This is a genomic window from Micromonospora sp. NPDC051300 (assembly GCF_044455315.1).
In the GTDB taxonomy this organism is placed as follows: Bacteria; Actinomycetota; Actinomycetes; order Mycobacteriales; family Micromonosporaceae; genus Micromonospora; species Micromonospora robiginosa.
The window spans coordinates 46,945-72,298 of the sequence record NZ_JBITEP010000016.1; the positions used below are offsets into that span (position 1 = coordinate 46,945).

4 protein-coding genes are annotated in these 25,354 nt (G+C 75.5%); all 4 read right to left on the minus strand.

Annotated elements, in window-relative coordinates:
- Window positions 1–4 precede the first annotated feature (4 nt).
- Genes ACIA5A_RS18920 through ACIA5A_RS18935 form a run of 4 tightly spaced genes read right to left on the minus strand, consistent with a single transcriptional unit; the run spans window position 5 to window position 25,329 of the window.
- Window positions 5–1,681 (minus strand): ABC transporter ATP-binding protein, encoded by a 1,677-nt coding sequence (locus ACIA5A_RS18920; RefSeq protein ID WP_396763628.1) that lies wholly within the window; start codon window positions 1,679–1,681, stop codon window positions 5–7.
- On the minus strand, window positions 1,674–3,335 hold the full coding sequence (locus ACIA5A_RS18925; RefSeq protein ID WP_396763631.1) for an ABC transporter ATP-binding protein: 1,662 nt from the start codon (window positions 3,333–3,335) through the stop codon (window positions 1,674–1,676). Before ACIA5A_RS18925 ends, ACIA5A_RS18920 begins: the two co-directional genes overlap by 8 nt.
- 2 nt (window positions 3,336–3,337) lie before the next feature.
- The gene (locus ACIA5A_RS18930; protein ID WP_396763634.1) at window positions 3,338–10,696 is read right to left on the minus strand and encodes an amino acid adenylation domain-containing protein; all 7,359 of its coding nucleotides are present in this window, start codon (window positions 10,694–10,696) and stop codon (window positions 3,338–3,340) included.
- Window positions 10,693–25,329: an amino acid adenylation domain-containing protein gene (locus ACIA5A_RS18935; RefSeq protein WP_396763637.1), complete on the minus strand. Its 14,637-nt coding sequence runs from the start codon at window positions 25,327–25,329 to the stop codon at window positions 10,693–10,695. The genes ACIA5A_RS18930 and ACIA5A_RS18935 overlap by 4 nt, the downstream gene beginning before the upstream one ends.
- Between the last annotated feature and the right edge of the window lie 25 nt (window positions 25,330–25,354).

The following is a 25,354-nucleotide window of genomic DNA, read 5'->3' on the forward strand; positions in this document are numbered from 1 at the left end:
GTGATCACGCTCCGACGAGGACCCCGCCGGCGAGCCGGACGACGCGCGGGAAACGCTCGATCGTGGCCTGCCGGTGGGCGATGACGACAAGGGTACGGTCGGTGTGCAGCTGGGCGACCGCGGTCTCGATGCGGTGCGCCGTCGCCGGGTCGAGGTCGGCGGTGGCCTCGTCCAGCACGACGACGTCCGGGGCGAGCAGCGCGGCCCTGATCAGGCCGACGAGTTGCCGCTCCCCCGCGGAGAGGTGGGCGCCGCGTGGCCCGAGGTGCGTGTGCAACCCGTCCGGCAGCGAGGCGACCCAGTCGTCGAGGCCGAGGTCGCGGATCGCCCGGCCGGGGTCGGCGCCGCCCGGCGCCAGCGCCAGGTTCTCGGCGAGGGTGCCGGTGATCAGGTGCACCTGCTGCGGCACCAGCACGAGCCGGCGGCCTCTCTCCCCCTCGTCGAGGGCGGCGAGGTCGGTCCCGCCGAGGCGGACCACCCCCGCGTCCGGCGGGTAGAGGCCGCACATCACCTTCGCCAGCGTGGTCTTGCCGGATCCGGTCTCGCCGACCAGGGCCACCCGGGAACCGGCGGGAAAGACGAGGTTCACCTCGTGCAGCATGCGATCGGTGCCGTAGGAGTAGCAGACGCCCTCGACGACCAGGTCCGCCGGGCCGTCTCCGCCGGACGGCTGAGCCGGCACCGGCCGCGGCGGCTCGGTGGCGTCGAGCAGGTCGAGCAGCCGGGCCAGGTTCACCTGCGAGCCGACCAGCTCACCGGCCACGTACGTCAGGTCGTCGGCCGAGCTGAACAACTCCCGGCTGGCCAGCACGAAGGTCACCACGACACCGACGGTCACCGCCTGCGCCGCGACCAGCGCGCCGCCGGCCACGAGCAGGCCCGCCGTGACCACGCCCTGCACGATCCAGGCCGTCTCCAACCAGGTCAACGCCTTCTGGGTCCGGCGGACCGCGGCGAGCCAGTCGTCCAGCCGCGCCACGAGACGGGCCTGCCACGGACCGGCCGCGTCCGCCGCCTGCACCTGCTCGCGCGCGTCCAGCGTCTCCCGCACGCTCGCCGTCACCGCCGCCTCCGCGGCGGCCTCCCCCGCGTACGCCGCACCCGCCGCCCGCCGGAACCGCCGGCCGACGAACCACATCATCGGCGCGAACAGCACCACCAGCAGCAGGGCGAGCTGCCACGAGGAGACGAACAGCACGACGCCGGTGAAGACGACGTACCCGGTGAGGGAGATCAGGTCCGGGATCTGCTGGCGGACGAAGGTAGCCAGCTCGGCCACCTCGACGGTGACCCGCTGCAACAGGTCACCTCCCCGATGCGCCTCCAGGAAGCGCAGCGGTGCCGCGGCGATCCGCTCGACGGCCCGGTCCCGCAGGTCCCGGACCACCCGCTCGCCGAGGCGCACCAGCAGCAGCTCGGCCTGGCGCAGCAGCACCATCCGCGCCGTCACCAGGACGAACAGCAGCGCGCACAGGCGCAGCAGACGGTCCGCGTCGGCTTCGCTGAGCGCGTCGACGGCTCGGCCGACGACCGCCGGCACCAGGCTGAGCGCGACGGTGGAGAGCAGGTTGACGCAGATCGCCAGGACCAGCAGCCGCCGGTGCGGGCGCAGGTAGGGCCAGACCTGCCGCAGGGCACGGCGCCGATCCGGTTCCTCGCTGAGCATCCGGACGTCAGCCATCGGCGGCCACCCCCACCCGATCGGGGACGGGCAGTTCGATCACCCGGTCGGCGCGGGCGGCCACCGCGGGCCGGGAGGTGGCCGCCACTATCGCGGCGTCCGGGAGCCAGCCACGCAGGCGGTCCAGCAGTGCCGCCTCGGTGGTCGCGTCCACGGCCGACGTGACGTCGTCGAGCAGGAGCACCGCCGGGCGGCGCACCAGGGCCCGGGCCAGGGCGAGGCGCTGCACCTGCCCGCCGGAGAGCGCATCGCCGCGTTCGCCGACCTCGGTCGCGTAGCCGTCGGGCAGCGCGTCCACGTCGAACGCCGCGGCGTGGCACGCCGCACGCAGTTCCGCGTCGGTCAGGTCCGGCCGGCCCAGGCGCAGGTTGTCGGCGATCGTCCCGGACAGCAGCACCGGCCGCTGCGGCACCCCGGTGATCCGCCGGCGAAGCTCGTGCAGCGACGCGGCGGGCAGCGGCACCCCGCCGTAGGTGAGCGTCCCGGCGGCGGGATCCTCGAGCCGGGACAGCAGGCGCAGCAGCGTGGTCTTGCCGCTGCCGACCGCGCCGGTGATCGCGACGAACTCGCCGGCCGCGACGTGCAGATCCGCCCAGGTGAGAGTGCGACCGGGCAGGTCGGCCCGCAACCCGGAGGCGACCAGGTCGCCGCGCGGCGGCAGCGGCACGGGGTGGACCGGATCGGTCACGGTGATCCCGGTGCGGAGCACCTCGGCGATCCGGCCGGCGGCGGTCCAGCCCTGCCCCACCTGGGCGAACCGGCCGGTGATCCGCTCCACCTGCAGGCTGAGCAGGCTCATCCACCCGGCGAAGGTGACCAGGCCACCGACGGTCAGGTCACCGTCGAGCACGGCCAGGCCGCCCAGCAGCACACCCACGGCCAACGCGAGGGCCGGCACGAACGGCGCGTGGGCGGACCAGTTCGCGGTGATCCGGGCCAGGCTCAGCGTCCGCGCGGTCACGACGGCGCTGCGCTCGTGGTGCCGGTCGACCAGGAACTGCCGGCCGCCCAGGCCGCGGGCCGCGGTGCCCGCGACGAGCAGATCCTCCACCGCGTCGGCCCGCTCGGAGTGTGTCCGCGAGACGTCCTGGTTGGACCGCTCGAACCGGGGTGGGTACCACAGGTTGACCAGCACCAGCAGCGGCAGCGTGGCCAGGCCGACGACGGCGAGCACCGGCTCCAGCAGGGCGATCGCGATGATCACCGCGACACACCCGACCAGCCCGCTGAGCAGCGACGGCGACCCGGCCAGGAGGACCCGCACAGCCTCGACGTCACGGGTCGCCCGGGTGACGAGATCGCCGGAGCCGTACCGCTGCACGCCGACCCGGTCGAGCCCCAGCACGTGGCCGGCGATCCGGGCGACGAGCCGGTTGCCGGTACGCGCCGCGCCGAGCATCCCGAACCAGCGCATGCCGGTCTCGCCCGCGGTGAGCCCCACCGACACGGCCAGCAGCCCACCGACCCAGAGCAGCAGGCCGGAGGTGTCGCCGGTGCGGATCCCGGCGTCGATCGCCCGGCCGAGGCAGATCGGCAGCGCCAGGAGCCCACCCTGGTAGAGCAGGCCGCTGAGCCACGACACACCCAGGTGCGGGGCGCTGTCGCGGAGCGCCCAGCTCAGCAGCGCACGCGGCGACAGGGCAGGGGTCGTCATGATTAGGCGAGCCTAACCTGATCGTCGGCGAGCCGGGACACCGCCTCCACCGTGCGCCCCGCGAACAGGTCCCGGGTCCGCAGCGCCACGCCACGCGCGCGTGCCGCCGCGACGAGCCGCATCGCCGAGATGCTGTCCGCCCCCAGGTCGAACAGGTCGTCGTCGGCACCGACGCCGGACACCCCCAGCACCTCGCCGGCGACCTCGCACAGCACCCGCTCGGTGCCGGTCCGCGGCGCCCGCCCGGCGCCCTCGATCACCGGAGCCGGGAGTGCCGCCCGGTCGATCTTGCCGTTGACGGTGACCGGTAGGCGGTCGAGCACCACGAAGGCGGCCGGCACCAGGTGCGCGGGCAGCCGGGTGGCGAGGAAGGCCCGCAGGTCCCCGGCGGTCACGTCGGCCGGGGCGACGACGTAGCCGACCAGCCGGCGCGTGCCGGAGTCGTCCCGCACGTCGAGCGCGGCCTGCCGGACGGCCGGATGGGCGGCCAGCGCCTCCTCGATCTCCCCCAGCTCGATCCGGAAGCCGCGGATCTTGACCTGGTTGTCGGTACGCCCCACGAAGTCGATCCGACCGTCGGACGTCCACCGCACGACGTCGCCCGTGCGGTACATCCGCGTGCCGGGGGCGCCGAACGGATCGGCCACGAACCGACCCGCGGACAGTCCAGGCCGGCCGTGGTAGCCGCGGGCCACCTGCGCGCCGGCGATGTACAACTCGCCGTCGACCCCCGGGGGCACCGGGCGCAGCCACCGGTCGAGCACGTAGAGGCTGCTGTTGGTGACGCCGCGGCCGATCAGCGGGCGGGCCGAGGCGCGGACGTCGGCCACCACCGCGTCGACTGTGCACTCGGTGGGACCGTAGAAGTTGAAGGCGGCCGTGCCCGGCAGGTGCTGCATCTTCTCCCAGAGCGGCTGCGGGATCGCCTCGCCGCCGACACCGAGCACCCGCAGCCCGGTCCGGCCGCCCTCGGCCAGCCCGGCGGCGAGCAACTGCTCCAGGTGCGACGGCGCCACCTCGATGAAGTCGATCCCCCGGTCCCGGACGAACGACACCAGCGCCGCCGGATCCCGGCGGATCTCCTCGGTCACCAGGTCGAGGTGGTGGCCGCCGAGCAGGCCCAGCATCGGCTGCCAGGAGGCGTCGAAGGCGAACGACCAGTTGTGGCCGATCCGCAGCCGACCAGGGCCGGCCGGAGCGAGCACGTCGCGGTCGTGGTTGGCGAACAGGTTGACCACGGTGCGGTGCGGCACCACCACCCCCTTGGGCCGGCCCGTGCTGCCCGAGGTGTAGATGACGTAGGCGGCGTTGTCCGGGGTGAGCGTCGTCTCGACCGGCGCGCCGTCGTGGCCCGCCGCCGGGTCGTCGTCCAGCAGGAGCCGCTGCCGGCCGGCCGGCAGCAGGCCGGCGTGGGCGGTGTCGGTGAGCACCAGCACCGGATCGGCGTCGTCGAGCATCAACGCGATCCGGTCCGCCGGATAGTCCGGATCGATCGGCACGTACGCCGCGCCGGAGGCGAGCACGCCCCAGATCGCCACCACGATGTCGACGCTACGCGGCAGCAGCAGCGCGACCCGGCGTTCCGGTGCCGCTCCCCGCTCGACCAGGAGCCGGGCCAGCCGGTTGGCGCGAGCCGCGAAGGACGCGTAGTCCAGCGTCTCGTCGCGAACGGTCAGCGCCGGGGCGTCCGGGGTCCGCGCCGCCCAGCCGTTCAGCACCGCGGGCAGCGTGATCTGGTCGACCGGGGTGCGATCGGCGTTCCAGGCCACCAGCATCCGCTCCCGCTCGGCGGGGGCCACCACGTCGGTGCGGCCGACCGGCCGGTCCGGATCGACGATCAGCGTCGTGAGGATCCCGGTCAGCCGGTCGAGCAGGGTACCCGCCGCCTCGGCGGTGAACAGGTCCCGGCGGTACTCCAGGTTGATCGCCAGCCCGCCCTCGTCCCCGGCCACCAACGTCAGCGGGTAGTGGGTGGCGTCGTGCTGGCGTACCCCGTCGATCTTCAGGCCGGCCGACGCCTCGCCGGCGGCGAGCGCGGCGGCGTCCACCGGATAGCTCTCGAAGACGGTGAGGGTGTCGAACAGCTCGCCCCGCCCGTGCGCCCGCTGGATCTCGGCCAGGCCGAGGTGGTGATGGTCCAGCAACCGGGACTGCTCGGCCTGGAGCCGGCGCAGCAGCGCGGACCACGGCTCGCCGGCACGCAGCCGCACGCGCACCGGCACGGTGGTGATGAACAGCCCGATCATGTCCTCGACGCCGTCCAGGCCGGACTCGCGGCCGGAGACGGTGGCGCCGAACACGACGTCGTCGCGGCCGGTCAGCCCACCCAGCAGCATGCCCCAGGCGGCCTGCACGACGGTGTTCAACGTGACCTCGTACGTGCGGCACAGCGCGGCGAGGCGGCGACGCAGGTCGTCGGGAAGGTCCGCGTCGAGGTATCCCGGCTCGGCGGGCCGGCCCGCGTCCGGCGGCACCACCCGGCTCGCGTCGGTGATCCCGGCCAGCGCGTCCCGCCAGGCCCGCTCGGCCGCCGCGGTGTCCCGGGTGGCCAGCCACTCCAGATGCGCCCGGTACGGCCGCGGCGGCGCGACGTCCCCGCCCGCGTAGCGGGCCAGCAGGTCGCGTACGACAAGCGGACCGGACCAGCCGTCCAGCAGGATGTGATGCTCGGTGCTGATCAGGCGGTGCCGGTCCGGACCGAGGCGGGCCAGCGTCCAGCGCAGCAACGGCGGCCGGGACAGGTCGAAGTGCCCGCGCTCGGCGGCCCGCACCTCGGCGGTCGCCGCCTCCGGGTCGGCGGCGTCCGACAGGTCGACCTCCCGCCAGGGCAGCTCCACAGTCGCCGGGACGACCTGCACCGCCACGCCGGACCGGGTGGTGACGAAGCCGGCCCGCAGGTTGGGATGCCTGTCGAACAGGTCGGCCGCCGCCGCCCGCAGCCGGCCGACGTCAAGCGGGCCGGTCAGGTCGAGCACCTGCTGCACGGTATAGACGTCACCGGCCGCCTCGTCGTACGAGGAGAGGAAGTACAGGCCCCGTTGCAACGGCGCCAGCGACCAGGCGTCGACCAGGTCGGGAAAGCGCCGCTCCAGGTCCTCCACATCGTCCTGGGTAACGTCGAGCAGCGGCAGGTCGGCGGTGCTCCGCCCGCCGGGCGCACGCTCCAGCGACTCCAGCACGGCGAACCATCGCGCGGCCGTCTCCCGCACCTCGGCCTCGGTGAGCACGCCGGCCGGGTAGGCCAGGTGCGCGGTGAGCCGGTCACCGGTCACTGAGACGTTGACCTCCAGCGCGTGGGTCATCGGGGTCGACGGGTCGGCGTCGCCACCGAGCCCGTCGACCGGCGTCCAGTCGCCGTGGTCGGCGTCGCCGTCGAAGCGGCCCAGGTAGTTGAACAGCACCTGCGCCGAGACGGCCGGCAGGCCCAGCACCCCGTATCCGAGCCCGTCGCTCGGCACGGCCCGCAGCTGGTCCTTGACCCGCTTGAGCGCGGTCGCGGCCCCGTCACCGGGCTCGAGCCGGACCGGGTACTCGGTGGTGAACCAGCCGACCGTGCGGGACAGGTCGGCGCCCGGCACCACCTCGGCGTGCCGGCCGTGGCCCTCCAACTGCACCCGGATCCGGCCACCCGTGCGCGGTGCCAGCACCACGGCGAGCCCCGCGAGCAGCACCTCGTGCACCCCGGCCCGGAACGCCTCGGCGACGGTGGTGAGCAGTGCCCGGGTACGCTCCGGCGGCAGCGACACGGTTACCGCCCGACTGCCGCCCACGGTGTCCCGGGCGGGATCGACGGCCCGCGCGCCCAGGGGCGGCTCCGCGCCGGCCAGCACCGCCGACCAGTGGCCCGTCTCGGCGGTCCGGTCCACGGTGGCCAGACCGGTCGCCCAGGCCCGGAACGAGGTCGGCACCGCCGGCAGCGCCACGTCGCGACCTTCGGCCACGGCCGACCACGCCGCAGACAGATCGTCGCCGAGGACCCGCCACGACACCCCGTCGACGACCAGGTGGTGCGCGACCAGGAGCAACCGGCCCGGCGTGTCCCGACCACCGTCGAACCAGACCGCCTCCGCCATCGCGCCGGCCAACGGGTCGAGCCGAGCCACGGCCGCCGCGCGCGCGGCGGCGACGTCGGCGCCGCCGGGCAGCACCGTCAGCCGGGGCGCGCCGCCGGGCGGTGGCACGTCCAGGTGGGTGCCGGTCCAGCGCGCCCGCAGCAGGTCGTGCGTGTCGGCCAGCGCGCGCAGGATGGCAACCAGGGTTGGGCGGGTCAGCGCGGCCGGGGTGTGCCACACCATGGACTGGCTGAACCGGGCCGGCACCCCCTGCTCGGCGAGACGGGCGACGGCCGGGGTGAGCGGAACCGGACCGGTCGCCGGCACACCGGGACGCGGCGGCTCGGTCGCCGCCTCCGCGACGGCGGCGACGCCGGCGACAGTGCGCTCCTCGAACACCTGCCGCGGCGTGATCCGCAATCCGGCGGCGCGGGCCCGGGCGACCAGTTGCAGGCTGAGGATGCTGTCCCCGCCGAGCGCGAAGAAGCTGTCCTCGACACCGACCCTGGGCAGCCCCAGCACCTGGGCGAACAGCCCGGCGAGCGTCTCCTCCACCGGGTTGCGGGCGCGGGTCGCGCCGACGGCGACCTCCGGAGCGGGCAACGCCCGGCGGTCCACCTTGCCGGCCGGGGTCAGCGGCAGCGCGTCGAGCCGGACGTACGCGGCCGGCGTCATGTGCTCCGGCAGCGAGGCCGCGACGTGCGCGCGGACCGCGTCCAGCGACCCCGCCCCGGTCAGGTACGCGACGAGCCGCCGCGCCCCGTCCTCGCGGACCACCACGACCGCCTGCCGCACCCCGGGCGCGGCCTCGACCGCCGCCCGCACCTCGCCCAACTCGATCCGGAAGCCCCGGATCTTCACCTGGTCGTCCGCCCGGCCGACGAACTCGACGCGCCCGTCGGCGGTCCGGCGCACCACATCGCCGGTGCGGTACATCCGGGACCCGGCCGGACCGAACGGATCGGCCACGAACCGGGCAGCGGTGAGTCCGGCCCGACCCAGGTAGCCCCGGGCGACCGGCACGCCGGCCAGGTACAGCTCACCCGCGACACCGGCCGGCACCGGCCTCAGCGCCCGGTCGAGGACGTACCCGCGGGTGTTGCGGATCGGGCGGCCGACCAGCGGGGTGACGCTGTCGGCGACGTCCGCCACCAGGGTGTCCACGGTGCACTCGGTGGGGCCGTACAGATTGAGCACGGTGCTGCCGCAGCCCCGCAACGCGGTCCACAGCGCCGGCCCGGTCGCCTCGCCGCCGACCACCAGGTACCGCGGCGCGGTGGTGAGTTGGGGCAGCAGCGCCTCGGCGAAGGACGGTGTGACGTCCACGTAGTCGATGCCGCGCGCTGCGACGTAGCGGGCCAGCAGCGCCGGATCGTGCCGGGTCTCGTCGTCGACCAGGTGCAGCTCGTGCCCGGCGACCAGCCAGAGCAGCCCCTCGACAGCGGTGTCGACCCACAGCGCGGCGGTCAGCGCGACCCGGAGCCGCCGCTCGGCCGGGAAGAGCGACCGCTGGCTCGCGTAGAGGTTGGCCAGGCTGTCGTGGGCGACCACGACGCCCTTGGGCCGGCCGGTGGAACCGGAGGTGTAGAGCACGTAGGCCGCCGAGCGCGGATCGACGGCGACCGACGGCGCCGGCATGGCCGGTGCCCCGGCGTCCCGCAGCACGAGCACCGCGCCGGCGTCGGCCACCATGAAGTCGACCCGCTCGGCCGGCAGGTCGGCGTCGATCGGCAGGTAGACCGCGCCGGCGGCGAGCACCGCCAGCCACGCGACCAGCGCGTCCACCGACCGTGGCAGCGCCACCGCGACCACCCGCTCCGGTCCGGCCCCCTCGGCGAGCAACCGCGTCGCGAGCGCGTCCACCCGGGCCGCGAGCCCGGCGAAGCTGAGCGCCTGGTCGCCGGCGACCAGCGCCACCGCTTCGGGGGTGGCCGCCGCCTGCCGCCGGAAGACGTCCACCACAGACTCGGGCGGCCCGGCGGCGATCTCCCCCACCAGCGTCTCGGCCGGGCCGATCGGCACCGAGGCGAGCGTCGCCGCCGGGTCGGCGAGCATGATCGCGAGCAGGTCGGTCAGGCGCCCCAGCACCTCGGCCGCCCACGTCGCGGGGAACTCGTCCGGCCGGTGGTCGAGGCTGAACGTCACCGACTCCGCGTCGGGCACGACGGTCAGCGTCGCCGGATAGTGCGTGGCGTCGCGGCCGGTGACCCCGGTGACCCGCAGGCCCGCCGCGTCCTGTGAGGCGGCCAGCCCGCCCGCGTCCACCGGATAGCTCTCGAACACCACCAGGGTGTCGAACAGTGGCCCGGCGGCGGCCTGCCGCTGGATCTCCGTCAGGCCCAGGTGCTGGTGGTCGAGGAGGCCGGCCTGCTCGGCCTGCACCCGACGCAGCACGTCGAGCAGCGTGTCCGAGGGGGCGAGCCGGACCCGTACCGGCAGGGTGTTGATGAACAGGCCGACCATCTCCTCGGCGCCCGGCAGCGCCGCCGGCCGGCCGGACACGGTGGCACCGAAGAGCACGTCGTCCCGACCGGTGAGCCGGCCCAGGAGGATCCCCCACAGGGTCTGCACGACCGTGTTCAGGGTGACGCCGTGGTTGCGGACGAACGCGAGGAGCGCGCCCGCCGGAACCGTCGTCGAGGTCTCGACGGGAACGACGGCCCGCCGGTGCGGGTCCACCCGGCCGAGCACTGTCGGTTCCCCCACCCCCTCCAGGTACGCCGCCCACGCCGAACGGGAGGCGCCGGTGTCCTGCCCGGCCAGCCACGCGAGGTAGTCCCGGTATTGCGGGGCCGGCGGCAACGGCTCGCCGGCGTAGATCCGGAGCAGGTCACGCACCAGGAGCGGGCCGGACCAGCCGTCGAACAGGATGTGGTGGGCCGTCAGCAGCAGCCGGTGGCGGTCCTCGGCGAGCCGGACCAGCACCCAGCGCAGCAGCGGCGGCCGGCCGAGATCGAACCGGCGAGCCCGCTCCTGGTCGAGCAGCCGGGTCAGCGCCGCCTCGACCGCCTCCGCGCCGGTCCCCCGCAGATCCACCACCGACCAGGGCGTCTCCACCCGGGCCGGGACGAGTTGCACCGGCTCACCGCTTCGGCGCGGACGGAACGCGGCCCGCAGGTTGGGGTACCGCTCCAGCAGCGTGGCGGCGGCGGCCCGCAGCCGGTCGGCGTCGACCGGCCCGGACAACTCCAGCACCTGCTGCACGGTGTAGACGTCGGCGTCCTGCCCGGCGTAGGAGGACAGGAAGTAGAAACCCTCCTGCAGCGGGGACAGCGGCAGGATGTCCTGCAGTCCAGGCGGCTTGCTCACAGGGTCTCCCACCCGTCCTCGAAGTCGTCGATCTCGTCCTGGCTCAACTGCACCAGCAGGTCGGACGGGGTGAGCCCGCCCGTCGTGTCACCCGCGGCCAACGCGGCCAGCGCGGTGAGGTAGTCGTCCGCCCAGCCCGCGACGGTGTGCTCGGTGTGCGCGTCCGACGGCCAGGACCAGCGCACCTCCAACGACGGACCGGCCACGCCGTCGAGCGTGGTGACGGTGACCTCGAGGCCGTGGGCACGGGGCAGCCCGTCGGGCACGGACCCCAGGTCCGTCGGGTCCGGCGACCACGGGCCCTCGTCAGTGGTGAACCGGCCGAGGTAGTTGAAGAGCACCTGCGGTCTGGCGTCACCCAGCCGGTCGCGCAGCAGACCGAACCCGATGCCGTTGTCGGGCACCGCGCGCAGTTGCTCCTTGACCTGCTTGAGATCGCCGCCGAGCCGGACCGGGAAGGTGGTGGTGAACCAGCCGACGGTGCGGGACAGGTCGGCGCCGGGAACCACCTGTTCCTCGCGGCCGTGCCCCTCAAGCTCGACGGCGAGCGCGCCGTCCGGCCCGCCCAGCACTCGGGCCAGCGCGGTGAGCAGCACGTCCTGCGCGGTGCCGTGCACCGCCGCGGGCACCGTGGTCAGCAGCGGGGCGGCGCGCTCCGGGGGCAGCACGCGAACGATCTCGCGCGGCTCGCCATGCCAGGTGCGCGGGGTGAGCCCGGCGACCGTCCGCCGCCAGAACGCCATCTCCGGGCCACGCGTGAACGCGGCGGCCCGCAGGCCGGTGCTCCACCGCCGGAACGAGGTGCCGGTGGGCGCCAGGTCGGGCCGCTTGCCGGCGACCACGGCCTCCCACGCGTCGCGCAGGTCCGGTCCGATGATCCGCCAGGACACCCCGTCCACGACGAGGTGGTGCGCCACCAGCAGCAGCCGGCCGGGAGCCGGCACGGCCTGCACCATCACCCCACCCGCCGGGTCGAGTCGGCGCACCGCCGCCGCGTACGCGGCGCGCAGATCCCCTCCGGCGGGGTGGATCAGCGCGGCGGCGTCGACCGCGCCCACCGGCGGCACGTGCAGACCGCTGCCGGTCCACCGGGCCCGCAGCATGTCGTGCCGGTCCAGCACGGCCTGCAACGCCACCGTCAGGTCCGCGGTGGTCACCTCGGCCGGCACCCGCAGCAGCATGGACTGGTGGAACCGGTCGATCGGCGCGCCCTGGTCGCGGAGCCAGCCGACGATCGGGGTGACCGGCACGTCGCCGAGCGCCGCGTCGGGCGCCTCGGTGACCGTCCCGTCCGCGTCCGCCAACGCCGCGAGCGCGGCCGGGGTCTTCGCCTCGAACACCTGCCGGGGGCTGATCCGCAGACCGGCGGCGCGGGCCCTGGCGACGAGTTGGATGGAGACGATGGAGTCGCCGCCGAGCGCGAAGAAGCTGTCCGCGCCACCCACCTCGCTCAGCCCGAGAACCTCGGCGAACAGCTCACGCATCCGCCGTTCGGCCGGGCTCGTGGCGGCACCGGAGTCGCCGGCCGTGAACGTCGGTGCGGGCAGCCGCCGCACGTCCACCTTCCCGGCGGCGTTCAGCGGCATCTCGTCGAGCGGCACGAACGCGGCGGGGACCATGTAGTCCGGCACCGCGTCGGCCGTGCCGCGGCGCAGGTCCGCCTCGGTGGCGGCACCGACCACGTAGGCCACCAGGCGGCCGTCCCGCGCGACGACCGCCGCCCGCCGCACCCCCGGCAGCGCCCGGACGGCGCTCTCCACCTCGCCCAACTCGATCCGGAAGCCGCGGATCTTCACCTGGTCGTCGGCCCGGCCGAGGAATTCGAGCTGCCCGTCCAACCAGCGCACGACGTCGCCGGTGCGGTACATCCGGGCGCCGGGCGGGCCGAAGGGGTCCGCGACGAAGCGCTGGGCGGTCAGCGCCGGCTGCGCGAGGTAGCCGCGGGCCAGGCCGGCGCCGCCGAGGTACAACTCGCCGGGCACGCCCGGCGGCACCGGACGCAGCCGATGATCCAGCACGTAGGCGACCCGGTCGTGGTCCGGCCGGCCGATCAGCACCGGTCCCGGCGCGCACCGCCAGAACGTCGCGTTGACAGTGGTCTCGGTCGGACCGTACGCGTTGATCATGGGGTTGGTCGCGGCCCACCGCTCGACCAGCTCGGGCGGGCACCGGTCGGCGCCGGTGACGACAGTGACGTGCGCCGGGACGCCGCCGGCCGGCACCGCGCCCAGCGCGGACGGCGGCAGCGCGAAGTGGGTGATCCCCTGGTCGCGGACGAAGGCCGCGAACGCCTCGCCGAGTCGCTGCTCCTCCGGTACGACGACCAGGGTGGCCCCGGCGGTCAGGGTGGCCACCAGCTCGGCCACTGTGACGTCGAAGCCCGGCGACGCGAACTGCGTCATCCGGCTGCCGACGCCCAGCCGCAGGGTGCGGTGGAACGTGCCGGCCAGGGCGGCCAGGCCGGCGTGCGGGACCACGACGCCCTTGGGCCGCCCGGTGCTGCCCGACGTGTAGATGACGTACGCCGGGTGCAGCGGGCCCGGCCCGTCGGCCAGCGGCGCGGCGTCCGGGTGTTCCGGCAGCGGCCCGTCCACCGAGAGCACCGGTCGGGCCTCGGCGACGATGGCGGCGAGCCGGTCCGCCGGGTGGCCCGGCTCTACCGGAAGGTACGCCGCGCCGGCCTTGCCGACGGCGAGTTCGGCCACCACCAGGTCCGCTCCGCGCGGCAGGCGCACCAGCACGATCCGCTCCGGGCCGGCCCCCCGCTCGCGCAACGCCCGGGCGACCCGGTTGGCGCGGGCGTCCAGCTCGGCGTACGTGTAGCGGGTGGCGCCGTCGATCAGCGCGACCGCGTCCGGGGTGCGCCGCACCTGCGCCTGGAACAGCTCGGGCAGGGTGCCCGGCGGGTGCTGCGCGGCGCGACCGCGCCCGGCCGCCAGCACCTCCCGCCGCTCCGCCGGCGTGAGCAGCTCGGCGGCGCCCACCGGCCGGTCCGGAGCGGCGGTCACCGCGTCGAGCACCCGGACCAGACGCGCGGCCAGCGCCTCGGCGCTGGAGCGGTCGTAGAGGTCGGCGGCGTACTCGACGACGCCGGTGAGGCCGTCCGCGCCGTGCCGCTCGGTGACCACGATGCCCAGGTCGAACTGGGCCACCCCGGTGTCGACCGGCTCCGGGTCGACCCGTAGGCCGGGCAGCCCCGGCACCTCTGCCGGCACGTGCTGGTAGGCGAGCATGACCTGGAAGAGCGGGTTGCGGGCGGCCGAGCGCTCCGGGTTGACCGCCTCCACCAGACGCTCGAACGGCAGGTCGGCGTGGCCGTAGGCGGCCAGGTCGCCGGCCCGTACCCGGCCCACCAGCTCTCGGAAGGTCGGGTCGCCGGACACGTCGGTCCGCAGCACCAGCGTGTTGACGAAGAACCCGACCAGGTCGTCGAGCGCCTCGGCGTCCCGGCCGGCGAGCGGGCTGCCCAGCGGGATGTCGTCGCCGGCGCCGAGCCGGCTCAGCAGCACCGCGGTGGCCGCCTGGACCACCATGAACGCGGTCGCGCCGGTCTCGCCGGCCAGCCGCCGCAGCCGCTGGTGGACCGTGGCCGGCACGTCGAAGGTCACGATCCCGCCGGTGTGCGACGGGACCGGCGGGCGGGGCCGGTCGGTGGGTAGCGCCAGCTCCTCCGGGGCGCCGGCCAGCGCGTCGCGCCAGTAGGCGGCCTGCCGGGCGGCGCGGCTGGCCGGGTCGGCCGGGTCGCCGAGCAGTTCACGCTGCCAGGCGGCGTAGTCGGCGTACTGGACCTCCAGGGGGGTCCAGGCCGGTACGCCGCCGGCCCGGCGAGCCGCGTAGGCGGTGCCGAGGTCGATCATCAGCCGCCCTTCGGACCACTCGTCGGTGACGATGTGGTGCAGCAGGAGCAGCAGCGTCGCCTGGGCCGGTCCGGTGCGATAGAGGGTGGCCCGCAGCAGCGGCCCGGTGGCCAGGTCGAACGGCTCTCGGGCGGCCTCGCGCAGCAACTTGCCGACCGCCTCCGGGGCACAGTCCACCACCGGGAGCGGCGGTGGGGCGGGCGCCAGCAGGCGGGCGTACGGCTGGCCGTCGGCGTCGGCGAACACGGTACGCAGGCTCTCGTGCCGGGCCACCACGTCGGCGAGCGCCGCGGCCAGCGCGGGCACGTCGAGCGGCCCGGTCAGCCGGGACGCGAACGCCACGTTGTAGGTGGCGCTCGACCCGTGCATCCGGTCGTGGAACCAGAGCCGACGCTGGGCGAACGACACCGGTAGCCGGTCGGTGTGCGCGCGGGCGGCCAGCGCCGGACGCTCGTCGCCCGCGTCGTCGGCGAGCCGCCGGGCCAGGTCGGCCACCGTCGGCGCCTCGAAGACGGTCCGGATCCGCACGCTTACGCCGAGGGCCCCGCGGATCCGCGCGGCCAGGCTGGTCGCCAGCAGCGAGTGCCCGCCCAGGAGGAAGAAGTCGTCGTGTACGCCGACCGCGGGCAGCCCGAGCAGGTCCGCGTAGAGGCCGCACAGCACCTCCTCCACCGGCGTACGCGGCGCGGCGGTGACCGGGAAGGCGGTGCGGTCGGGCTCGGGCAGCGCCCGCCGGTCCACCTTGCCCGCGGTGGTGACGGGCAGCGCGTCGAGCGCGACGAACGCGGCCGGCACCATGTAGTCGGGCAGCCTCGCCGCGGCGTGCTCACGCAGCCCTGCCGTCTGACCCACCACGTACCCGACCAGCCGCTTCGGCTCGTCCCGCGCGACCACCACGACCTGCTCGACGCCCGGGTGGGCCCGCAGGACGGTTTCGATCTCCCCCAGCTCGATCCGGAAGCCACGGATCTTCACCTGGTCGTCGGCGCGCCCCAGGTAGTCGAGGCTGCCGTCGGCGGTCCACCGCACCACGTCACCGGTGCGGTACATGACCGCACCGGACACACCGAACGGATCGGCCACGAACCGCCCGGCGGTCAGTCCGGGACGGTTCAGGTAACCGCGGCCGAGCTGGGCGCCGGCCAGGTACAGCTCGCCGGCCACGCCGGGCGGCACCGGGCGCAGCGCGTGGTCGAGCACGTACGCCCGAGTGTTGCCGATCGGGCGGCCCACCGACGGCGTTCCACTGTCGGCCAGCCGGGCCAGCAGCGTGTCCACCGTGCACTCGGTCGGCCCGTACAGGTTGATCGCCCGGACGGGTGACGCGCGCAGCGCCGCCCAGAGCGCGGCGCCGGCCGCCTCGCCGCCCAGTGCGAGCGAGGCCGGCACGTGCCGGGGATCGGTCAGCAGGCCCTCGGCCACGAGCCGGTCCGCCAGCGACGGGGTGACGTCCAGGAAGTCGATGCCGTGGCTGGCCACGTAGTCGTTGAGCAGTCGCGGGTCGCGGCGGGTCTCGTCGTCGACGACGTGCAGCTCGTGGCCGGCGAGCAGCCAGAGCACACCCTCCCAGGAGGTGTCGAAGGACAGCGCGGCGGTCAGGGCGGCCCGGACCCGCCGACCCCCGGACAGCTCCGGGAAGATCACCTGGGCGTGGTGGTGGTAGAAGTTCGCCACCGCGGCGTGCGGCACGACGACGCCCTTGGGCCGGCCGGTGGAGCCGGAGGTGTAGAGCACGTAGGCCGCCGAACGCGGATCGACGACGACCGCCGGCGCCGGCGCGTCCGGCGCCACGGTGTCCCGCAGCACCACCGCCGGGCGGGCGTCGGCCAGCATGAAGTCGATCCGCCCGGCCGGCAGGTCGACGTCGATGGGCAGATACGCCGCGCCGGCGGCCAGCACCGCGAGCCAGGCGACCACCGACTCCGCCGAGCGGGGCAGGAGCACTGCCACCGTACGTTCCGGTCCGGCGCCGGATGCGACGAGCCGGGCGGCGAGCGCGTCGACCCGGCCGGCCAGCTCCGCGAAGGTAAGCGTCGTGCGGTCGAAGACGAGGGCGGGCGCGTCCGGGGTGGCCGCGACCTGACGGCGGAACACGTCCACCACCGAACCGTCCGGCACCGGCCGGGCGGTGGTGTTCCACCGGGCCAGCGCCGCCTCCTCGGCGGCGGAGAGCACCCCGACCGTGGCCAGGCGCCGGTCGGGATCCGTCGCGACCGCCTCCAGCAGCCGGACCACCCGGTCGAGCAGTTCACCCGCGGCGCGCGCCGAGTAGAGGTCCGGCCGGTACTCCAGCCGCAACCGCAGCAGCCGCTCGGGGATGGCGACCAGGCTCAGCGGATAGTGCGTGGCGTCCAGCGGGATGCCGGGCGTGACGGCGAGGCCACTGCCGGCGGCCAGCTCGGTGGGGTCCAGCGGGTAGCTCTCGAAGACGGTCAGGGTGTCGAACAGCCGGGGCAGTCCGGCGAGGCGGTGCAGGTCGGTGAGGCCGACGTGCTGGTGCTCCAGCAGCGCGGCCTGCTCCGCCTGGAGCCGGGTGAGCAGCGACGCCCAGGTGTCCGCCGGGGCGGGTCGGACCCGGACCGGGATGGTGTTGATGAACAGGCCCACCATCGACTCCGCGCCGGGCAGGTCGGCCGGCCGGCCGGCGACGGTCGCGCCGGCGACTACGTCGTCGCGGCCGGTGAGCTGCCCGAGCAGCACCGCCCACACCGCCTGCACGACGGTGTTGACGGTGACGCCGAGGGCCCGCGTGACAGCGGTGAGCCGGGCGTTCGCGTCGACCGGCAGGAACGCCTCGGCGACCTGCGGCACCACCGCGCCGGTGGCGTCCGGCGCGACGAGCGTGGGCTCGTCCACCCCGGCGAGCGCCGCGCGCCAGGCCGCCTCGGCCGCCGCCGGTTCCCGCCGGGCCAGCCAGGCGAGATGGTCGCTGTACGGGCGCGGCGCGGGCGGGTTGCCGCCCGCGTAGAAGGTGAACAGGTCGCGGACGGCCAGCGGCCCGGACCAGCCGTCCATCAGCAGGTGGTGCTGGGTGAAGACGAGCACGTGTCGGTCCGCGCCGAGGCGGACCAGGGTGAGCCGCAGCAGCGGTGGGGCGGTCAGGTCGAAGCGCCGCGTACGGTCGGCGGCGAGCAGGTCGTCCAGCGACCCGCCGGCGGACAGGTCCACCTCCGTCCACGGCACGGTGACCGTGGCCGGGACCACCTGGATCGGCCCTCGGCCGAGGTCGTGCACGGCGATCCGCAGGTTCGGGTGCCGGTCGAGCAGCGCCGCCACGGCGGCCCGCAACCGACCGGCGTCCAGCGGGCCGGCCAGCTCGAACCGCTGCTGCACCAGGTAGACGTCGGCCCCGTCGGGGGCGTACGAGGACAGGAAGTGGATGCCGGCCTGCAACGGGGACAGCGGCCACGCGTCGGCGAGGTCCGGCACCCGGCGCTCCAGCTCCGCCACCTCGTCCTGGCGTAGGTCCAGCAGCGGCAGGTCGGACGAGGTACGCCCGCCCGGACCGGGGTCACGGACCAGCCGGGCCAGCGCGGCGACCCACCGCTCGACCAGGCCGGCGACCGACGGCGCCCGGTGCGGCAGGTACGACACCCGCAGGCGCAGCACCGGGCCGTCCGGGGTGTCGGCGGTGCCGGCGTTGACGGTGACCGGGTGGCGGACCGGGATGTCCGCGTCGACGGTGACCGCGGGCGCGGGCAGCTCCGGCGCCGGGGAGAACGGCTGCCCCGACGACCCGTCGAACCGGCCCAGGTAGTTGACCACGATCTCCGGCTCGCGCCGCCCGGCCAGCTCCCCGTCGAGGTGGCGCAGCAGGCCGTAGCCGATCCCGTGGTCCGGCGCGGCACGCAGTTGCTCCTTGACCCGCTTCAGGGCGGCCCCGCCGTCCAGCCGGGCGGCGTCGACCGCGACCGGGTACTCGGTGGTGAACCAGCCCACCGTCCGGCTCAGGTCGGCGCCCGGCACGACGTGTTCCTCCCGACCGTGCCCCTCCAGACCGACGAGCAGCGGCCGGCCGGCGGCCAGGGCGAGCCCGGTGAGCAGCACGTCGGGCACGCCCGCCCGGTAGGCCTCGGGCACCGTGGTGAGCAGCCCGCGGGTGACGTCCGGCCCGATCTCGACGGTCAGCTCCCGCAGGTTGCCGGCGACATCCAGCGGCGAGGACGGCTGCGGGTGCCCGTCGGTGACGGCCAGCCAGTGCACCAGTTCCCCGGCCCGCGCGGCGGCTGCCGCCGGCAGGCCACGGGCCCAGGTGCGGAACGACGTGGTCGCCGGGGCCAGGGACTCACCCGCGCAGGCCCGGGCCAGGTCGTCGAGCAGAATGCGCCAGGAGACGCCGTCCACCACGAGGTGATGAACGACCAGCAGCAGGCGGCCGGGCAGGCGGACGACCTGCGCCATCACGCCGTCGCGGGGGGCCAGCCGGTGCACCGCGTCAGCCAGCGCGGCGGCCGGGTCGAGGTCGGACTCGGTGATCAGCGCGGCGGCGGCGACCGCGCCCCGCGCGGGCACCTCCAGCCCGGTGCCGGTCCAGCTGGCGCGCAGCAGGTCGTGGGTGTCCAGCAGCGCCTGGACCGCGCCCTCCAGCCGGGTCAGATCGGCCGGGGCGTGCACGAGCATCGCCTGGCTGTAGCGTGCCAGGCCGACACCGAGGTCACGGGCCCAGGCCAGGATCGGGGTGAGCGGCACCGCGCCGACGGCACCCGCGTCCGCCACCGCGTCGACCGCGACCTCGGCGACCGCGGCGAGGGCCGCCGGGGTCTTGTGGTCGAAGACCTGGCGCGGCGTGATCCGCAAGCCGGCGGCGCGGGCCCTGGCGACGAGCTGGATGGAGACGATCGAGTCCCCGCCCAGCGCGAAGAAGCCGTCGTCGGGCCCCACCTCGGGGAGCCCGAGCAGGTCGGCGACGAGACCGCAGAGGATCGCCTCGACCGGGTTCACCGGCCGGCCGGCGGGCGTGGTGGCCGCCGCTGCCGGAGCGGGCAGGGACCGCCGGTCGACCTTGCCGCTGGGCGTCAGGGGCAGCCCGTCGTCGAGCACCACGACCACGGCCGGCACCAGGTGGTCCGGCAGCGCCGCGGCCAGCGTGGCCCGCACCCGGTCCGGTGTCACGTCGGTGCCGGTGACGTAGCCGACGAGCCGGCGTACCCCGGGGGTGTCCTCGCGGACCAGGGCCGCGCTCTGCGCAACGCCCGGCACCGCGGCGAGCGCGGCCTCCACCTCGCCCAGCTCGATCCGGAAACCTCGGATCTTCACCTGGTCGTCGGCCCGCCCGGCGAACTCCAGCCGCCCGCCCACCCAGCGCACCACGTCGCCGGTGCGGTACATCCGGGCGCCGGGGGAGCCGAACGGGTCGGCGACGAACCGGTCGGCGGTCAGGGCCGCCCGGCCCAGATAGCCGCGGGCCAGGCCGGAGCCGCCCAGATACAGCTCGCCCGGCACCCCGGGCGGGACCGGACGCAGCCGCCGGTCCAGCACGTACGCCGTGCGGCCGCGGTCCGGTCGCCCGATCGACACCGGGCCGGGGGTGGCACGCCAGGTCGTCGCGGTGACGGTGGTCTCGGTCGGGCCGTAGGCGTTGAACATCGCCCGCCCGGCCGACCAGCGCTCGACCAGCCGCGGCGAGGCCGCCTCACCGCCGATGACGACTGTGGTGTCGGCCGGCAGCGCGTCGGTGGGCAGCGCGGCGAGCAGGGCCGGGGGCAGGTCGACGTGGGTCAGCCCCCGCGAGGTGACGAAGTCGCCGAGGTCCCGCTGCTCGTCCGGGACGATCACCAGGGTGCCGCCGCACAGCAGCGACATGGCCAGCTCGCTGTAGACCACGTCGAAGCCGGGCGACACGAACTGGGAACCGCGGCTGCCGGGGCCGGCGCCGAACGTCTCGGCCACCGAGGCGGCCAGGTCGGCGAGGCCGGCGTGGGTCACCACGACGCCCTTGGGCCGGCCGGTGGAGCCGGACGTGTAGATGACGTACGCCGGGTGGTCCGGGCGCAGCGGCGCGCTACGCTCGGCGTGGGTCAGGTCGTGCGCCGGCCAGGTGTCGTCGGCGTCCTCGATCAGCAGGGTCGGCGCGGTGACCCGTCCGGCGAGCGTCGCATCCGTCAGCACCAGCAGCGGCGCGGCGTCGTCGATCACCAGCTCGATCCGGGCGTCCGGGTACGCCGGGTCGAGCGGCAGGTGACCGGCGCCGGCCTTGTGCACGGCGAGCAACGCGACGGTCGCCGCCACGCCACGCGGCAGCAGCACACCGACCAGCCGTTCCGGGCCGGCGCCGTGGCCGACCAGCCGCCGGGCGAGCCGGTTGGCCCGCGCGTTGACCTCGGCGTAGGTCAGCACCCGCCGGTCCGGCGCCTCGATCGCGGGGGCGTCCGGGGTGGCGGCGACCTGCCGCTCGAACAGCGCGGCGAGGGTGGCCGGCGGCAGCGCCGGGGGCCCGGCGACGAGCAGCGCGGCGCGGTCGTCCGCGGTGAGCAGGTCCAGGTCGGCGACCGGTACATCCGGATCGGCGGCGACGGTCTCCAGCAGGCGCACCAGCCGTTCACCCACCGCCCGCACGGTGTCCGGATCGAACAGCTCGGTCCGGTACTCGATGGTGGCGACGAGGTCGTCGCCCCGCTCGGCGAGGTCGACGGAGAGGTCGAACTTCGCCGTGCCGGTGTCGACGAACCGCACCGGCCAGTCACCGACGGCGGGCAGCGCGTGCTGGTAGGACACCAGCACGTCGAACAGCAGCCGGCGGTCCGGGGCCAGGGCGTCCAGCACCTGGTCGAACGGTACGTCGGCGTGCGCCAGCGCGGCCAGGTCGGTGCGCCGCACCCGGGCCAGCAGCTCGGCGAAGGTCGGATCGCCGGACAGGTCGGTGCGCAGCACCAGGGTGTTGACGAACAGACCTACCAGGTCGTCCAGGGCCTCGTCGGGCCGGCCGGCGACCGGGGTGCCGAGCGGGATGTCGTCGCCGGCGCCGTGCCGGTGCAGCAGCGCGGCGGTCGCGGCGTGGGTCAGCATGAACATCGTCGTGCCGGTCGCGCGGGCGAGCGTGCGTAGTCGCGCGGGCAGCCCGGCCGGCAGCGTGACGCTCACTGTGGCCCCGGCTGCGGACGGACTCGCCGGTCGCGGCCGGTCGACCGGCAACGGCAGCGGTCCCGGCAGGTCCCGCAGGGTCCGCCGCCACCAGTCGAGCTGGTCGGTGACAGAAAGCTCGGCCTGCCAGCGGGCGTAGTCGGCGTACCGCACGGCCGGGGCCGGCAGCTCCTGCCCGGCGTACGCCGCCATCAGGTCGGCCAGCAGCGGGGTCAGCGACCACTCGTCGGCGGCGATGTGGTGCACCACCAGCAGCAGGACGTGCTCGTCGCCGCCCGCCCGGTGCAGGTGTGCCCGGATCGGCAGCTCGGTGGCCAGGTCGAAGGGCCGGCGCACCGCGGCGGCCAGGTCGTCCACCCGGGACACCTCGACCGGCGGCGGGGGAAGCACGACCGGGTAGGGCCGGCCGTCCGGGTCGGTCGCGTACACCGTGCGCAGTGGCTCGTGGCGGGCGACGACCGCGGTCACCGCGCGCGACAGTGCGGCGGTGTCCAGCGGGCCGCGCAGGGTCAGCGCCAGCGGCAGGTGGTAGGTGGGGTCGTTGCCGTCGAGCCGGTGCAGGAACCACATCCGGCGCTGCGCGGCGGACAGCGGCGGACGGTCGACCGGCGGGAGCGCGACCAGCGGCGGCCGGTCGGCGGCACGGCGCAGCCGGGTCGCCAGGGCGGCGACGGTCGGCGCGTCGAAGACGTCCCGGATGGTCAGCTCCGCGCCGAGCAGGGTTCGGCACCGGGCCACCACGCGGGCCGCGAGCAGCGAGTGACCGCCCAGGGCGAAGAAATCGTCGCGGGGGCCGACCGAGGCCAGCCCGAGCACGTCGGCGACGATGCCGCCGAGGATCTCCTCCTCGGCGGTGCGCGCCCCACCGGCGTCGGCGGCCTCGAAGACCGGGTCGGGCAGCGCGTCGCGGTCGAGCTTGCCGTTGGGCGTGGTGGGCAGCTCGTCGAGCGCCAGCACCGCCGCCGGGACCATGTAGTCGGGCAGCGTGCCACCGACCAGGGCCCGCAGCTCCTGCGGGTCGGCGTCGCCGACCACGTAGCCGACGAGACGCCCGTCCCGCAGCACGACCGCGGCCCGGGACACCGCCGGGTGGGCCAGCAGCGCGGCCTCGATCTCGCCCGGCTCGATCCGGAAACCACGCAACTTGACCTGGTGGTCCACCCGGCCGAGCACGTCGAGGGTGCCGTCGGGCCGCCAAGTGGCGAGGTCGCCGGTGCGGTACATGCGCGTACCGGGCGGCCCGTACGGGTCGGCGACGAAACGACCGGCGGTCAGTGCCGGACGGCCGAGGTAGCCCAGCGCCACCCCGGCGCCGGCGATGTACAGCTCGCCGGCCACGCCGCGGGGCACCGGGCGCAGCGCGGTGTCGAGCAGGTAGACCGAGGTGTTGAGGATCGGCCGGCCGATCGTCGGGGTGCCGTCGGTGGTGATCTCGGCGGCGGTGGACCAGACGGTGGTCTCGGTCGGGCCGTACAGGTTGGTCACCCCGGCGGTGTTCGCCCGCAGCCGGGCCGCCAGCTCGGCGGGCAGCGCCTCGCCGCCGACCAGGGCCCGGACGCCGGGCAGCGGCACACCCGCGATCTCGCGCCAGAGCGTCGGAGTGGCCTGCAACACAGTGGCTTCCGAGGTGGCGACGAGTTCCCCGAGCACCGTCGCGTCCTGCACGGTCTCCTTCGGCGCGAGCACCACCTGGGCGCCGTGCAGCAGCGGCAGGTAGAGCTCCAGCCCGGAGATGTCGAAGCTGACGGTGGTCACCGAGAGCAGCCGGTCACCGGCGGTGAGCGGTACGACGTCCCGCATGGCGAGCAGAAAGTTCACCAGGTTGCGCTGGGTCACCACCACGCCCTTGGGGCGTCCGGTCGACCCGGAGGTGAACAACACGTAGGCCGGCGCGTCGGGGTTTCCGGGCACGTCCGGCACCGGGGCGTCGGCGCGCTCGTCGGGGTGGACCAGCGGCAGCGTCGTGGGCAGCGCCGCCGCGCCGTCGGTGAGCACCAGCACCGGTGCCGCGTCCTCGATCATGACCGCCAACCGGTCCGGCGGGAAGTCCGGGTCGAGCGGCAGGTAGGCCGCGCCGGTGCGGGCCACCGCGAGCAGCGCGGCGAGCAACGTGACGGAGCGGGGCAGGCAGACCGCGACGACCGTGCCGGGTCGGGCGCCGCGCGCGGCCAGCAGCCGGGACAGCTCCGCGGTCGCGGCGTCCAGCTCGGCGTACGTCAGCGACGAGCGGCCGTCGGTCACCGCCGGCCGGTCCGGGGTACGGGCCACCTGCTCGCGGACCAGCGAGGACAGCGTCGCAGCGGGCAGCGCGGCGGCCGGACCGGTCCCGTCGGCGCGCAGCCGTGCCCACTCGTCCGCGCCGACCACGTCGAGCGCGCCCACCGCGCCGGCCGGATCGGCGGTGGCGAAGTGCCGCAGGAACTCGGCGAGCCGCCGGGCGTGCTCGCGGACCGCCGGCACCGGGTAGAGATCCGGGTTGGCGTCCACGGTCAGCGCGAGCCGGCCGTCACCCCGGTCGTCGATGGTGATCGAGAGGTCGTCGACCGGGCCGGCGGCCCGGTACAGCGGCCGGCCGGGGTTGCCGCCGAACGACAGCTCGGCGCCGAACGGCTTGATGTTCACCCACGGGCCGACCAGCCGCCGGTCGCCGCCGAGCAGCTTGAGGTCGCGGCGGATGTCCTCGCCGCGGTAGCGCTGGTGCCGGCGGATCGCCCTCAGCTCGGCGGCTACCGTGCGGAGCAGTTCACCGACGCTCTGCCGCGGGTCCACCGCGACGCGCAGCGGCAGCACGTTGACAGCGGTGCCCGGAACCCGGGCGGTGGCCGTGCCGAGCCGGCCCATCACCGGCAGGCCGAGCACCACGTCGTGGGCTCCGGTGAGCCGGTGCAGGTAGACCGCGACCGCGGCGAGCAGCGCCTCGACCCAGGTGGCCCGGACCTGCTGGCCGGTGCCGGTCAGCCCGGACGCTACGGATTCGGCGAGCGGGTGCTCGACGCGGTGGAACCGGTGGGCGGTGGTGGGCGTGCCGGGCGCGAGCCCGGTCACCACCGGGCGGTCGGCGAACCGTTCGGTCCAGAACGCCCGGTCGGTCGCGAACGCCGCCGAGGCCCGGTACGTGGCGTCGGCCTCGATCATGTCGCGCAGTGGCCGAAGCGGGTTCGCGGCCGGTTCCCGGCCGGCCACCAGCGCCGTGTAGAGCTCGGCGAGGCGACCGGTGAGCAGCGCGAACGTGTACGCGTCGAGCGCCAGGTGGTGGCAGGTCTGGAACCAGATCTGCCGGTCGTCGCTCAGCCTCAGCAGGGCGTGCCGGAAGATCGGGCCGGTCCGCAGGTCGGTCAGGGTGGCGAGGTCGGCGTTGATCCACGCGTCGGCGGCGGCGTCCGGATCCGCCTCGTTCCGCAGGTCGACGACGGTGAGTTCACCCCGGATCGCGTCGTCGATCACCTGTCGGGGTTCACCGCCGTCCGGTCCCGGGGCCGGCTCGACGCGGATCCGCAGGACGTCGGCCTCGGTCACCAGCCGCCGGCTGGCCTCGGCGAGCGCGTCGAGGTCGAGCACCCCGTCGATGACGACCCCGGCGCCGGTGTTGAAGATCGGATTCGTGCCATCGATCTGCTGGGCGAACCAGACGCCGGCCTGTGCGGCGGTGAGGGGCAGCGAAGTGGTCACGGTGTCGATCTCCCGTTGTCTGGGCATGGGTGAAGGACCCGCCGTCGGCATC